The organism is Corynebacterium sp. LK2537, assembly GCF_040946485.1.
Taxonomy (GTDB): domain Bacteria; phylum Actinomycetota; class Actinomycetes; order Mycobacteriales; family Mycobacteriaceae; genus Corynebacterium.
This window is the reverse complement of the sequence record NZ_JAYWLQ010000002.1, coordinates 273,904-288,188: the sequence shown is the minus strand read 5'-3', so window position 1 is coordinate 288,188 and position 14,285 is coordinate 273,904. Positions and strand designations below refer to the sequence as shown.

Sequence of the window (14,285 nt, the reverse complement as noted above, 5' to 3'; positions counted from 1 at the left end):
GATTCACAGACCCGCAAAGGCCGACGCATCGGCCCACGCGTTTTAAGACACGTAGGTCACCCGAGAGGTGATAATCCCCCACACCTCGGTGCCGAGCACGATGATGAGTGCAAAGATGACGGTCACGAAGAGCGCGACGTTGTCGTAGAAGTCCATGCCGCGGACGGCCAGCAGGACAATAATCAAGAGAACAACCTTGACCAACCAGCCGCCGAGAACGACCGCCATGGTGGTCGACGGGCTGGAGTTGGCGGTCACGAGCACCGAAAGCGCGGTCAGCAGGACGAAGCCTCCGCCGATGGCCGCGCCGAGGAGCACGCCCCAGATGCCGGGCAGGTCCTTGGCCCAGCCCCAGCCGACCAGCGACAGCACGGTCACGACCACCAGCGCCATGGAGCCGAAGCGCACCGCGCGCACCATCGGCCGGCGGTGGTCGTCGAACTCGGAGCGCGGCGCCCCGCCGTTCGGGTTAGTTTGCGTGGAATCAAAGCTTTCAGACACGAATACGGATCCTACAGGTTGTACGGGTGGACCTACTAGCCCGGCTTATCTGCCGAGGCTGGCAGGCGGCCGATCTTGCCGGCGCGCAGCGGGATGAGGGTCGCAACGGCGGCCATCACGATGGCCACGGCGGTGGCCCCGGCCGCCACGGGCACCGGCACGACCGAGAAACTCACCGCCCCGAAGGCGACGGCCGAGACCCACAGGTAGAGCACCAGCACGGTGCGGCGGTGCGTGTGCCCCAGCGACAGCAAGCGGTGGTGAATGTGGGCCTTGTCGGCCGAGAACGGCGAGCGCCCCTGCGACAGGCGGCGGATAACCGCCCAGACCAGGTCCAACACCGGGATAAAGACCGCGGCGACGACGACGATGAGCGGCGAGAGGACCGCCACCATGTCGGCGCCGCCGTAGAGCGACATGTTGATCTTGCCCGAAACGGACGTCGAGGCCGCCGCCAGCAGCAGGCCGATGAGCATCGAACCGCTATCGCCCATGAAGATGCGGGAGGGCTCGAAGTTGTGCGGCAGGAAACCCGCGCACATGCCGACCAGGCCGGCCGCGATGATGGCCGGCGGGTACGCCGAGACCGCCCCGCCTTGGTCGTGCAGGACGGTCAGCGAAAAGATCAAGATGGCCCCGCCGGCGATGAGGCCCAGCCCGGCGGCCAGGCCGTCCAGCCCGTCGACGAAGTTAATGGCGTTGACCAGCAGGACCGCGATGAAGATGGTCACCAACGAGGACTGGAACTGGTCCAGCAACAGCGTGGTGCCGCCGCCAAACGGGACGAACAAAAGCGACCAGGTCAGCCCCAGGGCCGAGAGCAACGTGGCGGCCACCAGCTGCCCGGCCAGCTTTACCAGCGCGGACAGCTCGACCAAATCGTCGACGATCCCGACCAGGACGATGGCGGTGGAAGCCCAGATGACCGCGGTCATCTCCGGGGTCACCGGCATGAAGCCGCGGGTCAGCGCGGGCAGCTGGGCGGCGAAGAAGACCGCCGAGATAAACCCGGTGTACATGGCCAGCCCGCCCAGCTGGGGCGTGGGCTGGGAGTGGCTGTCGCGCTGGCGCACCTCCGCAACCTGGCCGCTGCGCACCAGCACCGAACGCACGATCCCGGTGGTCAGGTAGGTGATAATAGCCGCGACGAGGATAACGAGTCCGATTTCGCGCAGCGGCACCCCGGCTCCGCCTAGCATCAGGCTCCCGGGCGGGTCCGCAGCGCCTCGGCGGAGACCCCGATGACCTCGGAGATCTGCTCGGCCGAGATGGCGCCCTCCCGCAGCAGGTAGGGCTGCGGCGCGGCCAGGTCAATGATGGTCGACGGCTTGCCGATGGCGGTTTCGCCGCCGTCCAGGTAGACCGAGACCGACTTGCCCAGCTGCTGCTTGGCGGCAATCGCCGTGGTCGGCGGCTGGTGGCCGGAGATATTGGCGCTGGATACGGCCATCGGGCCGACCGCGCGGAGCAGCTCGATGGCAATCGGGTGCAGCGGCATGCGCAGCATCACCGTGCCCCGGGTGTCCCCCAGGTTCCACGGCAGGCTCGGCGCCTGCGGCACGACGATGGACAGCCCGCCCGGCCAGAAAGCCTCGACCAAGAGCTTCGCCTGGTCGGAATACGTGGCAACGAGGCCCTGGATGGTATCCCAGGAGCCGATGAGCACCGGCACCGGCATGTCCGGCCCGCGGTGCTTGGCGGCAAGCAGGTTGGCTACCGCGTCGTTGTCGAAGGCGTCGCAGCCGATGCCGTAGAGGGTGTCCGTCGGCAGCACCACCAGGCGGCCGGACTTCGCAGCCCTAGTCGCCGCGGCGATACCTTCCGCACGCCCCGCCTCGTCAGCGCAACTATAGATTTTGCCTTGCATCAACTTCTCCCACGAAAAACGCTTAAGTTCTCTGATTATTGGAGCTTTAACCCTACTCTTTACGCTGCGCGCGCACGAAGCGGGCGGTGCCGGTGAGATCGAGCATTGGTTCTACTGTACTAAAGGCGCCGGTGTCCCGAAGGACGCTCTGCACGGCCGCGGAGGTGGCATCGTCGTGCTCGATGCCGAGCCACCCGCCGGGTGCCAGCCAGCGCGTGAGGTTGCCTGCCATGTCCCGGATGACGTCCATGCCATCCGATCCGGCGAAGACCGCCTCGGCCGGGTCGTGGTAGACCTCCGGGGCCAAGTCCGGCGACTCCGGCACGTAGGGCGGGTTGGTCACCAGCACGTCGACGCGCCCGTCCAGCTCCGGCAGGAGGCCCGGGTCGCAGGCATCGCCCTCGACGAGTTCCACCTGCAGCCCCAAGCCGGCGAAGTTGCGCGCGGCATACTCCGCGGCCTGAGGCGACTTCTCCACCGCCACGACGCGGGCGGCCGGCGCGAGGTAAAAGGCCAGGTAGGCCGCCAGGGCGCCCGAGCCGGTGCACAGGTCGAGGATCGTTAGGCGGGATTTATTACCCCGCTTAATCAAGCCCTCAGCCTTGCCTTTAGCCCAGTCGGCCAGGACTTCCGTTTCGGGGCGCGGGATGAAAACCCCCGGCCCCACCGCGAGGTCGAGCGGGCCGAAAGGCGCGGTGCCCACGATGTGTTGCAAGGGCTCGCGCTGCTCCCGGCGGCGAACGAGCGGCTCGAGGGCGAGCTCGAAGCCGGGCATCGTCGGCTCATTCAACGGGATATTCATGTGCCCGCAGCCGATGAGGTGGCTCAACAGCAGGCGGGCGTCGAACTCCGGGGAGGCCACGCCGGCCGCCGACAGCCGCCGGGTGGTTTCCCGGAGCAGGCGCGCGTACGTGCCGGGGGCCACTTCTAGCCTTCGGCCTCGAGGCGCTCGGCGCGCTCCTGGTTCTGCAGGGCGGTGATGAGATCGCCCATGTCTCCGTCCAGCACGGAGTCCAAGTTGTTGGCCTTATAGCCGATCCGGTGGTCCGTGATGCGGTTTTCCGGCCAGTTGTAGGTGCGGATTCGCTCGGAACGGTCCATGGTGCGGACCTGGGAGGCGCGCTGCTCGGCGTCCTCGGCCTCCCGGGCCTCGCGCTCCATCTGATCCAGGCGGGCCTGCAGCACCTGCAGGGCGCGCGCCTTGTTCTGGATCTGGGAGCGTTCCTTCTGGCAGGTGACGATGAGCCCGGTGGGCAGGTGCGTGATGCGCACGGCGGAGTCCGTAGTGTTCACGCCCTGACCGCCCTTACCGGAGGAACGGTAGACGTCGACGCGGATGTCCTTCTCGTCGATGTTGACCGACTCGACCTCGTCCGGCTCCGGGTAGACCAGCACGCCGGCCGCCGAGGTCTGGATGCGGCCCTGGGACTCGGTCACCGGCACGCGCTGGACGCGATGGACGCCGCCCTCGAACTTGAAGACGGACCACGCGCCGTCGCGGGACGGGTTCTTCGACTTGAAGGAGATGGTCATGTCCTTCACGCCACCCAGGTCGGACTCGTTGAGGCCGAGCACCTCCCAGCTAAAGCCCGTCTTGTCGGCGTAGCGCTCGTACATGCGGGCCAAGTCGCCGGCAAAAAGCGCGGCCTCTTCCCCGCCGGCGCCGGCCTTGATCTCCATGATGATGTCCTCGGCGTCGTGCTCGTCGCGCGGGGCCAACAGGTCAGCAAGCTTTTCCTCCAGCTCGACGACCTCACCCTCCAAGCGATCGGCCTCGGCCTGGAAGTCGTGGTCCTCGTAGGCCATCTCCTTCGCGTCCTCGAGGTCAGCGCGAGCCTGGTTGAGCTCGTCGTTGACCTGGATGATGGGCCGCAGCTCGGCGTAGCGCTTGGACAGCTTCCGGAACTGGTTCTGGTCGCCGGCCACCTCCGGGTCGGCCATCTGCATTTCCAGACCCTGGTACTCGGAGACGATGTCGTCGACCAGCGAAACCTGGCTAGCCATTACTTGTAATCCTCCTCGTCCTTGTCGGCGACCATCGGCGCGGACTGCGCCACGCCCATGAGGAATTCGCCGTTGGACTTGGTCTTCTTCAGCTGCTTGATGAGCAAGTCGATGGCCTGGTGGGAGTCCAGGGCCGCGAGGATGCGCCGCAGCTTGGTCATGATGCGCAGCTCCTCCGGCACGAGCAGTAGCTCGTCCTTGCGGGTACCCGACGGGTTAACGTCGACGGCCGGGAAGACGCGGCGCTCGGAGATGGAGCGGTCCAGCTTCAGCTCGGCGTTGCCCGTGCCCTTGAATTCCTCGAAGATGACGTTGTCGCCGGTCGAGCCGGTTTCCACCATGGCCGTGGCGATAATGGTCAGCGAGCCGCCGTTTTCGATGTTGCGGGCCGCGCCCAGGAAACGCTTCGGCGGGTAGAGAGCGTTGGAGTCGACACCGCCGGACAGGATGCGCCCGGAGGCCGGGGACGAGTTGTTGTACGCGCGGCCCAGGCGGGTGATGGAGTCCAGCAGCACGACGACGTCCTTGCCCTGCTCCACCAGGCGCTTGGCGCGCTCGATGGCCAGCTCGGCGACCGAGGTGTGCTCTGACGGCGGGCGGTCGAACGTGGAGGCAATCACCTCGCCGTTGACCGAGCGCTGCATGTCGGTGACCTCTTCGGGGCGCTCGTCGACGAGCACCACCATGAGGTAGCACTCCGGGTTGTTGATGGAGATCGCATTGGCGATGTTCTGCAGGATGGTCGTCTTGCCGGCCTTCGGCGGGGAGACGATAAGGGCGCGCTGGCCCTTACCGATCGGCATAATCAGGTCGATAACACGGGTGGTCAGGACCTTCGGGTCGGTCTCCAGGCGCAGCCGCTGGTTCGGATACAGCGGGGTCAGCTTGGCAAAGTCCGGGCGCTGCTTGGCCTCTTCCGGGTCCATCCCGTTGACGGTATCGACCCGCACCAGCTGGTTGTACTTGCGGCGGTTGCGGCCGTTGCCGTGGGTGTGCGTGGCGCCGGCGACCTTGACCTGGCCGGTCACGGCGTCGCCGGAGCGCAGCCCCAGGCGGCGGACCAGGTTCTGGTTGACGAAGACGTCCGAGTTCGCCGCGCGGTAGCCGGTGGTGCGCAGGAAGGCGACGTTGTTGTCGACTACCTCGAGGATGCCGCCGACGGCCTGCAGCTCATCGCCCTCGCGAATCTGCAGGTCGTTGCCGCCCCCGCGGTTGTCGTTGCCGCCACCACGGTTCCGGCGGTTGCGGCGGTTGCGACGCCCGCGGCGCCCGCCGCGCTCGTCATCGTCGCCGTTGTTCCGGCGGTTGTTGTTGCCGCCGTTGTTGTTGCCGCCGTTGTTGCCGTGGTTGTTTCCGTTGCGGGAATCATCCTGGTTGTCGCGGTTGTCGCGGCCTTGGTCCTGGTTGTTGCCGTCGTGGTCGTCGCGCCCACCCCGGCGCGCGCGGTTGCGGCGGGCCCGGCGGGCCTGCGCGCGGGACTCGTAGCGCGGCTCGTCATTGCCGTTATTGCCGTTATTGCCGCTGTTGCCGTTGTTCTTGTCGGCGTTCTTCTCGCCGTCGCCCTGCTTGTCGTCGCGGCTCTGCTTGTCGTCGCGGCCCTGCGGGCGGCGACCGTCGAGCTGCGGGGCATCGTCAGCCTGCGCGGCCGGGGCTTGTTCCGGTGCCTGCTTAGCGGGCTTGTCCGCCTTGTCTGCCGACTTCGGCGCGGCCTTGGCGGCGGCCGGCTTTTTACCGGTCGTGATTGCCTCGATGAGAGCGCCCTTGCGGAGAGCGCTGATGCCGCGCAGCCCCTTTTGGGCCGCAATTTCGCGCAGCTGCGGCAGCTTCAGGGATGCCAGTTCTTGAGGCGAGATATTCTCCGTATCGCTCACGGAAGTCCTTTCGTCGCTTTTCCCAGCGGATGATTCTGGGTGCCCAGCGTGCCCGGTTGGGCGGTCGTGCCGCGTGTTACCGGGCCGGTTTCCCCTAAATATCTGGGTCTGCCGGCTAGGCACTCTGGAAATGACTGTGTAGTTAAAAGATAAAACTCTGGCTAGCCTACCGTGGGCGCCCGGCGGCTGACTGTCGTGGACCTCGAGCAACCTCGAGGGCGCGCAGCGCCGGTTGGGACCGGAAGGGAGCCCGGGTGGTCCGCGTGGGACCGAGTTGCCCTTCCTCGGCAGGTACCACGTCGTCCCCCTGCGGGCCGGCCTTAAACCTTGCGCGGTGTGCACGGCGTTTGAGGTACTCACCCAGAAAGCGCGCGGGCTGTGGTTTGACCCATTCTGCGGGGTCAGGCCCAGGGACAACGCATCTCGACTGCACGAGCAGGCCCGAGCACATGTGCTTTACTGTTCAACTTAGGGCAGCTCACGTAGCTCAAACGCTCAAGCAGCTCAGCCAGTCCCAGACAGTATAGCGCAAGATTTCGGGCAGTTCGGTACCGGCCCCACCCCGGGGCGCAAGGAGGTGGCTATCATAGTGACCATGCACTCCACCATGCAGGAAGTCCCTCTCAATATCTCCCGTATCTTGGAGCAGGGCGCCACCGTCCACAGCCAAACCAAGGTCACCACGTGGCACGGCGAGCACGCCCCCGACGGCGCCGGGGCGGCCGAGGAATGTACCTTTGCGGACATCGGGGCGCGCGCGGCGGCCTTCGCCCACGTGCTACACGACGAGCTGGGGATTACCGGCGACGAGCGCGTCGGCTCTTTCCTGTGGAACTGCGCGGAGCACCTCGAGGTCATGTTCGCCGTGGCCTGCAAGGGCGCGGTCTTTACCCCGCTGAACAAGCAGCTGATGAACGACCAGATCCGGCACATTGTCAACCACGCGGAGATCGAGGTCATCGTCGCCGATCCGCGCTTGGCACAGCAGCTGGGCGCGGTCCTGGCCGGGACCACCACCGTCCGCGCGGTCGTCTTCACGGGCCCGGGCCGGGTGAGCCACTTGAGCCCCTACTTCCCCCGCGGCGTGGAGGTCTATTCCTACGAGGCCCTGTTGGACGGGCAATCGACCCGCTATGACTGGCCGGTCCTAGACGAGTCCGCGGCCGCGGCGCTGTGTTATTCCACCGGCACGACCGGCGCGCCCAAGGGCGTGGTCTACTCGCACCGCTCCATCTACTTAGCCTCCATGCTGCTGCGCACCACGGACAGCCTGGCCATTACGCACGGCGAGTCCTTCCTGTGCTGCATTCCCATCTACCACGTGTTGTCCTGGGGCGTGCCTTTCGCCGCCTTCATGACGGGCACGCCGCTTATCCTGCCGGACTCGGACGTCTCCGCGCCCACCCTGGCCAAGCTCATCGCCTCCACCCACCCGCGCGTGGCGCACGGCGTGCCGACCATCTGGATCCAGCTCTTCGTCCACTACCTCCACCACCCGCCGGAGCGCATGTCGCTGACCGAGATTTACGCCGGCGGCTCCCCGGTCCCACCGCAGGTGATCAAGGTCTGGGAGGAGCGCTTCGGCGTCGACGTGGTGCACGTGTGGGGCATGGTGGAAACCACCACTGTGGGCACCGTGGCGCGCCCGCCGCAGGGCGCTAGCGGCAATTCCCGCTGGGGCTACCGCATCTCCCAGGGCCGCTTCCCCACCAGCCTGGAATACCGCGTGGTCAACGACGGGCAGGTGGTCTCCAAGACCGACCGCAACGCCGGCGAAATCCAGGTCCGCGGCAACCTGGTCACGGAGTCCTACTACCACTCGCCCGCCGCGGAGGAAGGCGGGGCGGCCTCCCAGTTCCGCGGCAAGCGCACCGAGGACGCGGCCAGCAAGTTCACCGCCGACGGCTGGCTGCGCACCGGCGACGTGGGCTCGGTGACCAAGGACGGCTTCCTGACCATCGAGGACCGCGCCCGCGACGTCATCCGCTCCGGCGGCGAGTGGATCTACTCCGTCCAGCTGGAAAACCTCATCATGGCCGACGACCGGGTCATCGAGGCCGCCGTCATCGGCTACCCCGACAAACAGTGGGGCGAGCGCCCGCTGGCGGTGACCGTCCTCCAGCACGACATCGACCCGACCATCGAGACCGCAGAGAGCCTCCGGGAGAACCTGCGCTCCGAGCTACCCGGCTGGATGCTGCCGGAGTACTGGACCTTCATCAAGAGCATCGACAAGACGTCGGTGGGCAAGTTCGACAAAAAGGACCTGCGCTCCCACCTGGCCGAGGGCGAATACAACATCATCCGCCTGGCCGGCCCGGGCGAGGCCAACCAGATAGATGACAACGCCACCCTGGATCCGGACCAGCCGCTGACCTAGGCCCGCGCCCTCGGAAAGGAATAGCTGACCAAGCCGCGCCGTTGTGGTTAGTAGTCCTGTCCGCACAACGCATAGAGTTGGGAGAATATGACTGACCGTTCTTCCGCCCCGAAGGTGCTGCTACCCACCCCGCGCGTAGCCGGCCGCCCGCAGGCCGCCGCGGACCTGCCTGCCGCCGACGCCCACGGCAACCGGGCCTTGGTGGACAAATACGGTCGCGTCGCCCGAGACCTGCGGGTATCCCTGACCGACCGCTGCAACCTGCGGTGCACCTACTGCATGCCCGCCGAGGGCCTGGACTGGATGCCCAACCAGCACAAGCTCGACGACGCAGAAACCATCCGCCTTATCCGCCTGGCCGTCGAGCGCCTGGGCATCCGACAGGTCCGTTTCACCGGCGGCGAGCCGCTGCTGCGCAAGTCGCTGGCAGAAATCATCGCGGCCACCAAAAAGCTGCGCACCGACGAAGGCCACGCCCCCGGCACGGCGCTGACGACGAATGGGCTGGGCCTGGACAAGCGCATCGGAAAGCTCAAGGCCGCCGGCCTCGACCGGGTCAACATCTCGCTGGACACCATCAACCACGCGGCTTACGCCGAGCTGACCCGCCGCGACCGGCTCGATTCCGTCTTCGCGGCTATCGATGCCACCCTGGCCGCCGGCCTCCACCCCGTCAAGATCAACGCCGTGGTCATGCCCGGCATCAACGACGGCGACATCGTCGAGCTGGCCGACTTCGCCCTGCACAAGGGCGCGCAGCTGCGCTTTATCGAGCAGATGCCGCTGGGCCCACGCGAGCAGTGGGACCGCTCCACCATGGTCACCGCGGACGACATCCTCGACCGCCTGAAAGCCGCGTTCGACCTGCGCCCGGCCCGCGCCCCGCGCGGCTCGGCCCCCGCCGCGCTGTGGGAGGCGACCTGCCCGGACGGCACGCGCGGCAAGCTGGGGATCATCGCCTCGGTCAGCCACCCCTTCTGCGGCGACTGCGACCGCACCCGCCTGACCACCGACGGCGCGGTGCGCAACTGCCTCTTCGGCAACTCGGAGACCTCCCTGCGCGATCTGATGCGCCAGGGCGCTTCCGACGAGGAACTCATGGCCGCCTGGGCCGGCGAGATGTGGGCCAAGCTGCCCGGCCACGGCGTCAACGACGAGGGCTTCCTGCAGCCGGACCGGCCGATGTCCGCCATCGGCGGGTAGCCAGCTTAAGCTAGAACCCGTTATGCACCATTCTTCATCGTGCTCCGTCGCCGACCACCTCGGGCGCGTCCTCAGCCTCGTCCGACCCCTCCCGGCCGTGGACACGCCGCTGAGCGAGCTGACCAGCGGCCAGTATTGCGCCGCCGATGCCACCTGCCGCATCCCCGTGCCCGCCTTCCACAACTCGGCCATGGACGGCTTCCTGGTCCACCGCGCCGACCTGGGCTCCGGCTCGGCCACGCTGCCGGTAGCAGGCGACGTACCGGCCGGCAGCGCGCCCCAGGAGGTCCCCGCCGGTACGGCGGTGCGGATCATGACCGGCGCGCCCGTCGCCGATCCCCTCGATCCGGAGCTCGTGGTCGTGCCCGTGGAGCTGACCACTATCCCCGCCGGGCCGACCCCGCTGCCCGAAACCGTGACCATCCGCGGTGCCGATCCCGCCCGCGCCCACATCCGCCGGGCCGGCGATAACCTCGCCGTCGGGGACACGGCCGTCCGTGCCGGGTCCCGCGTGGATCCCGGGGTCATCGCCGCCTGCCACTCCGCGGGGCTGACCACACTGCCCGTGCACCGTACGCCGCGGGTGGCGGTGATTTCCACCGGCGACGAGCTCGTGAGCCTGGGCGACGGCCCCTGGTCGCTGGGGCCTGGCCAGATCCCGGATTCCAACCGGCCTATGCTGGCCCAGCTCGTGCGGGACTCCGGGCCCGTCGAGCTCACACACCTACACGCCGGGGATAGCGACGGCGCCGCAGGCCGGAGCGATTCCTTCGTCGCCCTGACCAAGGAGGCGGCCCAGACCCACGATCTCATCATCACCAGCGGCGGGGTCTCGGCCGGGGCCTTCGACATCGTGCACACCAGCGCCCAGGCACATGCCAGCAATGCCTGGTTCGGCGACGTCGACCAGAAGCCCGGCGCCCCGCAGGGAGTAAGCATCTGGGGCTCGACCCCAATGATCTCGCTGCCGGGCAACCCGGTGGCCACCTTCGTCTCCTTCCACCTCTACGTCGCCCCCGCGTTGCGCGCCCTCCGCGGCGACCCGCACCCGGCCCTGCGCCGCCGCGGGATAGTCCGGGCGGGCGAGAATTTCCCGGACACCCGCGACCGCCCCGCCTGGCTGCCGGTCCGGGTGGACTACGCGGACAACCCGCCTGCCGCCTTCCCCTTCAACGGGCGGCGGCTGGGCTCCCACATGGTGGCTAACCTGGCGGGCACCGCGGGGATGGTGGGCCTTGACGCCCACGCCGCCGGGCCGCGGGCGGGCGATACTGTCGAGATCACCTGGTTCTAGACGAGTCTTAGTTAAAGGAGAAAGGACGAGCAATGGAGTTTACGCATCTCAACCAGGCCGGCGAGGCCTACATGGTCGACGTGACCGAGAAGAAGCCGACCGTGCGCACCGCCACCGCCGAGGGCGAGGTGGCCTGCTCCCGGGAGGTCATGGACGCGCTGCGCGACGGCACCGTGCCCAAGGGCGACGTGCTGGCTGTGGCACGAGTGGCCGGCATCGCGGCGGCCAAGAAGGTCCCGGAGCTGCTGCCGCTCGCCCACACCATCGGCGTGCACGGCTGCCGCGTCGACCTGGAGCTTAAGGATGATTGCGTGGCGATTTCGGCCACCGTGCGCACCGCGGACCGCACCGGCGTGGAGATGGAGGCCCTGACCGCGGTGAACGTCGCCGCGCTGGCGGTAATCGACATGGTCAAGGGCGTGGACCGTTCCGCCTTCATCCGGCGGACGGGAATCGTCGCCAAGTCCGGCGGGCGCTCCGGCGACTGGTCCCGTACCCTGCCGGAGGCCTAAGCCATGGCTCTGCCTGCTTGTCCCCTTACCGGCCAGCTCGGCGTCCTCGTCTTGGCCGGCGGCCGGGGCCGCCGCATGGGCGGGGTCGACAAGGCCAGCCTGCGCGTTTCCGGACAGCGACTCGTCGACCGCGTGCTGGGCCAGCTGCCCTACCACTGCAAGCGCATCGTGGTCTCGCCCTATCCCCTGGGCCTGCCGCAGGTCTGCGAGAACCCGCTCTTCGGCGGCCCCGTCGCCGGCATCGCGCGCGGTGCACAGGCCCTGCACAGCGACTACATCGCCGTCCTGAGCGTCGATGCCCCGGATTCCGCCCAGCTCCTCCCCGCCCTCTGGCAAGGGCTTATGGCCGATGATGCCGACGCCGCCATCGTCCGCAGCGCCGACGGCTTCCTGCAGCCGCTGTGCTCGCTGTGGAAGGCCGACCACCTGCGCCGCGCGCTCGCCGGGCTGCCGGGCGTGCACAACACCTCCGCCCGCCGGCTGCTGCGCCAGGCGCGCCACAGCTCCCGGGTTATCGAAGTCCCCGGCACCGGCGCCGAGCGCGACTACGACACTCCCCAGGAGCTAGCGGCATTCGCGGAAGATGTCCTTCAGCAGGGGCAGGACAACCGCTAGCGTGTCCTCGACCGCCCCGACCGAAGACGCGGAATTGACCAGCAAGGTCCCCGGCGGGCACGCGGTAACGCCGATGATGCCCCGGCACAAGCCCGCCCGGGGCGAGTTTTTCAGGCCCTCCAGCAGGACCTGAGTCTCCAGCCCCCACATACGCGCCGCGATGAATTCTTCCGTGACCTCCGGGGTGTCGTTATCGCGAGAAATCCCCGTCGCGCCGATAACGAGCACCACGTCGGTGCCTGCCTCAATTGCCTGACTCAGCGCTGGCCTTAAGTTCGCGGCTCCCTCGTTGAGGCATTGCTTCAGCGTGACCTCCACGCCGTGGTTGGTCAATAGCTCCACCGCGCGTTGACCTGCCTTGTTGGGCTTTGTGCCCTCCTTGATGCGGTTCGACGCGACGATGACTGCGGCCTGCAACTCAGGCATTGGTGCCTCCTGGCGTCCCATTCTGCCACCTCCTCTACTACACCCGTGAGAAAAATCACTGTGGGAATTATTTTCCCAGCTAAGGGAACCCTCAGCGGCTTACGCAGCACGAACCGGAAGGCAAGGAAATGTGCAACATTAACGTTTCCTAAATAAACCCAGATTCTTCCGTACAAATTCCTCTTCTGAGTCTAATACTCGATAGATTGATATTCAGCTATTCCTTCGAGATGTTTTGAGGACACCCCATGACTCAGCTAGACACCTCAGGCAAAGTCATCCAGGGCTGGGATCCAGAGGATTCCGAGCACTGGGACTCCAAGATTGCCTGGCGCACGCTCATTATTTCGACGACCACCCTGTTCATCGGCTTTGCCGCATGGTATCTGGTCTCCGCCATCGCGCCCATCCTCAACGAGATCGGCTTCGATCTCAGCTCCGGCCAGCTCTACGCGCTCACCGCGGTCTCGGGACTCGCCTGCGGGCTTTTCCGCCTGGTCTTCATGTTCCTGCCGCCGGTGCTCGGCACCCGCAAGCTGGTGACCTTCTCCGCGCTGCTGTTCCTGCTGCCGATGTTCGGCTGGTTCTCGGTCGTGCAGCGCCCCGATGCCTCCTTCGCTGAGCTGCTCGCCATCTCTTTTGCCTCCGGCATTGGCGGCGGCGTCTTCTCCGGCCTCATGCCGTCGACCGGCTACTTCTTCCCGAAGCGGATGTCCGGCACCGCGCTCGGCCTGCAGGCCGGCCTGGGCAACTTCGGCATCTCCTTCATCCAACTGGTCGCCCCGTGGCTGATGGGCTTCAGCCTCATCGGCATCGGCTTCGTCGCCCCACAGCGCCTGCCCGACCAGACCGCGATCTTCGTCCACTCCCCGGCCATCTTCTTCGTGCCCTGGACCATCGTTATGGCCGTGCTGGCCTGGACGCTGCTCAAGGACGTGCCGGTCAAGGCGAACTTCCGCCAGCAGATCGACATTTTCGGCAACATCAACACCTGGGTACTCACCGTCGTCTACCTGATGAGCTTCGGCGCCTTCTCCGGCTTCGCCGCCCAGTTCGCCCTGATGATCAACGACCTCTACGGCCAGACCTCCAAGTTCGCCGAGGTCATGAACCCCGACGACCTGCCCCGCGGCGCCGCCTTCGCCTTCATTGGCCCGCTGCTCGGCGCCCTCGTGCGCGCACTCTGGGGCCCGCTCTGCGACAAGTTCGGCGGCGCCATCTGGACCTTCATCGGCTGCCTAGGCATGACCATCTTCACCGCGTTCTCCGCGCTGTTTTTGAACCCGGATTCCCCGGACCAGTTCTGGTGGTTCCTGGCGGGCATGCTCATCATGTTCTTCTTCACCGGCCTGGCTAACGCCGGCACCTTCAAGCAGATGCCGATGATCCTCCCGCCCCGCCAGGCAGGCGGCGTGGTCGGCTGGACCGGCGCCATCGGCGCCTTCGGCCCGTTCGTCGTCGGCATGCTCCTGTCGGTTATGCCCATGGCCGCCTTCTTCTGGGGCTGCGTGGTCTACTTCGCCATCACCACGGTCCTGGTCTGGGTCTTCTACGCCCGCCCGAACGCCCCGTACCCTGGCTAAACCCCGCACCCAACAGAGAGTTTTACCCC

General features: G+C 67.2%; 13 protein-coding genes. 6 read left to right on the top strand and 7 right to left on the bottom strand.

Annotated features, from left to right (window positions below):
- Positions 1-42 precede the first annotated feature (42 nt).
- The 6 genes from VVS03_RS04210 to rho form a co-directional block, all read right to left on the bottom strand.
- The gene (locus tag VVS03_RS04210; protein ID WP_368534146.1) at positions 43-420 is read right to left on the bottom strand and encodes a hypothetical protein; all 378 of its coding nucleotides are present in this window, start codon (positions 418-420) and stop codon (positions 43-45) included.
- 116 nt (positions 421-536) lie between these two features.
- The gene (locus VVS03_RS04205) at positions 537-1,700 is read right to left on the bottom strand and encodes a glycosyltransferase family 4 protein (RefSeq protein WP_368534092.1); all 1,164 of its coding nucleotides are present in this window, start codon (positions 1,698-1,700) and stop codon (positions 537-539) included.
- Positions 1,700-2,368, bottom strand: coding sequence for an L-threonylcarbamoyladenylate synthase (locus VVS03_RS04200; protein ID WP_368534093.1), 669 nt, complete (start codon positions 2,366-2,368; stop codon positions 1,700-1,702). Before VVS03_RS04200 ends, VVS03_RS04205 begins: the two co-directional genes overlap by 1 nt.
- A gap of 52 nt (positions 2,369-2,420) precedes the next feature.
- Positions 2,421-3,293 (bottom strand): peptide chain release factor N(5)-glutamine methyltransferase, encoded by an 873-nt coding sequence (prmC, locus tag VVS03_RS04195; RefSeq protein ID WP_368534094.1) that lies wholly within the window; start codon positions 3,291-3,293, stop codon positions 2,421-2,423.
- A gap of 2 nt (positions 3,294-3,295) precedes the next feature.
- Entirely contained in the window at positions 3,296-4,372 is a 1,077-nt protein-coding gene (gene prfA, locus VVS03_RS04190) for a peptide chain release factor 1 (RefSeq protein ID WP_368519672.1), read from the bottom strand.
- Entirely contained in the window at positions 4,372-6,243 is a 1,872-nt protein-coding gene (gene rho / locus VVS03_RS04185; protein ID WP_368534095.1) for a transcription termination factor Rho, read from the bottom strand. The genes prfA and rho overlap by 1 nt, the downstream gene beginning before the upstream one ends.
- Positions 6,244-6,838: 595 nt before the next feature.
- On the opposite strand from rho, the gene VVS03_RS04180 reads away from it, so the two are divergent.
- The 5 genes from VVS03_RS04180 to VVS03_RS04160 all read left to right on the top strand — a co-directional run bounded on the left by VVS03_RS04180 (position 6,839) and on the right by VVS03_RS04160 (position 12,247).
- Positions 6,839-8,623 (top strand): long-chain fatty-acid--CoA ligase, encoded by a 1,785-nt coding sequence (locus tag VVS03_RS04180; RefSeq protein ID WP_368534147.1) that lies wholly within the window; start codon positions 6,839-6,841, stop codon positions 8,621-8,623.
- Between the two features lie 87 nt (positions 8,624-8,710).
- On the top strand, positions 8,711-9,826 hold the full coding sequence (gene moaA, locus VVS03_RS04175) for a GTP 3',8-cyclase MoaA (RefSeq protein ID WP_368534096.1): 1,116 nt from the start codon (positions 8,711-8,713) through the stop codon (positions 9,824-9,826).
- 22 nt (positions 9,827-9,848) lie between these two features.
- Positions 9,849-11,120 carry a molybdopterin molybdotransferase MoeA gene (locus tag VVS03_RS04170; RefSeq protein ID WP_368534097.1) on the top strand — a complete coding sequence of 424 codons (1,272 nt, stop codon included), beginning with the start codon at positions 9,849-9,851 and terminating at the stop codon, positions 11,118-11,120.
- 32 nt (positions 11,121-11,152) lie between these two features.
- Positions 11,153-11,632: a cyclic pyranopterin monophosphate synthase MoaC gene (gene moaC / locus VVS03_RS04165; protein WP_368519668.1), complete on the top strand. Its 480-nt coding sequence runs from the start codon at positions 11,153-11,155 to the stop codon at positions 11,630-11,632.
- Between the two features lie 3 nt (positions 11,633-11,635).
- Complete coding sequence (locus tag VVS03_RS04160; protein ID WP_368519667.1) at positions 11,636-12,247, top strand: molybdenum cofactor guanylyltransferase; 612 nt, start codon at positions 11,636-11,638, stop codon at positions 12,245-12,247.
- Here VVS03_RS04160 and VVS03_RS04155 read toward each other — a convergent pair.
- Entirely contained in the window at positions 12,197-12,673 is a 477-nt protein-coding gene (locus VVS03_RS04155; protein WP_368521060.1) for a molybdopterin-binding protein, read from the bottom strand. The two genes, VVS03_RS04160 and VVS03_RS04155, sit on opposite strands and share 51 nt — an antisense overlap.
- 248 nt (positions 12,674-12,921) lie before the next feature.
- Here VVS03_RS04155 and VVS03_RS04150 point away from each other — a divergent pair, with 248 nt between their 5' ends.
- The gene (locus tag VVS03_RS04150) at positions 12,922-14,256 is read left to right on the top strand and encodes an MFS transporter (RefSeq protein ID WP_368521059.1); all 1,335 of its coding nucleotides are present in this window, start codon (positions 12,922-12,924) and stop codon (positions 14,254-14,256) included.
- Positions 14,257-14,285 lie beyond the last annotated feature (29 nt).

Coding starts and splice junctions, on each gene's coding strand:
- VVS03_RS04160 (WP_368519667.1), top strand. CDS start 11,636: ATGGCTCTGCCTGCTTGTCCCCTTACCGGCCAGCTCGGCGTCCTCGTC.
- moaA (WP_368534096.1), top strand. CDS start 8,711: ATGACTGACCGTTCTTCCGCCCCGAAGGTGCTGCTACCCACCCCGCGC.
- VVS03_RS04170 (WP_368534097.1), top strand. CDS start 9,849: ATGCACCATTCTTCATCGTGCTCCGTCGCCGACCACCTCGGGCGCGTC.
- VVS03_RS04205 (WP_368534092.1), bottom strand. CDS start 1,700: ATGCTAGGCGGAGCCGGGGTGCCGCTGCGCGAAATCGGACTCGTTATC.
- moaC (WP_368519668.1), top strand. CDS start 11,153: ATGGAGTTTACGCATCTCAACCAGGCCGGCGAGGCCTACATGGTCGAC.
- VVS03_RS04210 (WP_368534146.1), bottom strand. CDS start 420: ATGGTGCGCGCGGTGCGCTTCGGCTCCATGGCGCTGGTGGTCGTGACC.
- VVS03_RS04155 (WP_368521060.1), bottom strand. CDS start 12,673: ATGCCTGAGTTGCAGGCCGCAGTCATCGTCGCGTCGAACCGCATCAAG.
- VVS03_RS04150 (WP_368521059.1), top strand. CDS start 12,922: ATGACTCAGCTAGACACCTCAGGCAAAGTCATCCAGGGCTGGGATCCA.
- VVS03_RS04200 (WP_368534093.1), bottom strand. CDS start 2,368: ATGCAAGGCAAAATCTATAGTTGCGCTGACGAGGCGGGGCGTGCGGAA.
- VVS03_RS04180 (WP_368534147.1), top strand. CDS start 6,839: ATGCACTCCACCATGCAGGAAGTCCCTCTCAATATCTCCCGTATCTTG.
- prfA (WP_368519672.1), bottom strand. CDS start 4,372: ATGGCTAGCCAGGTTTCGCTGGTCGACGACATCGTCTCCGAGTACCAG.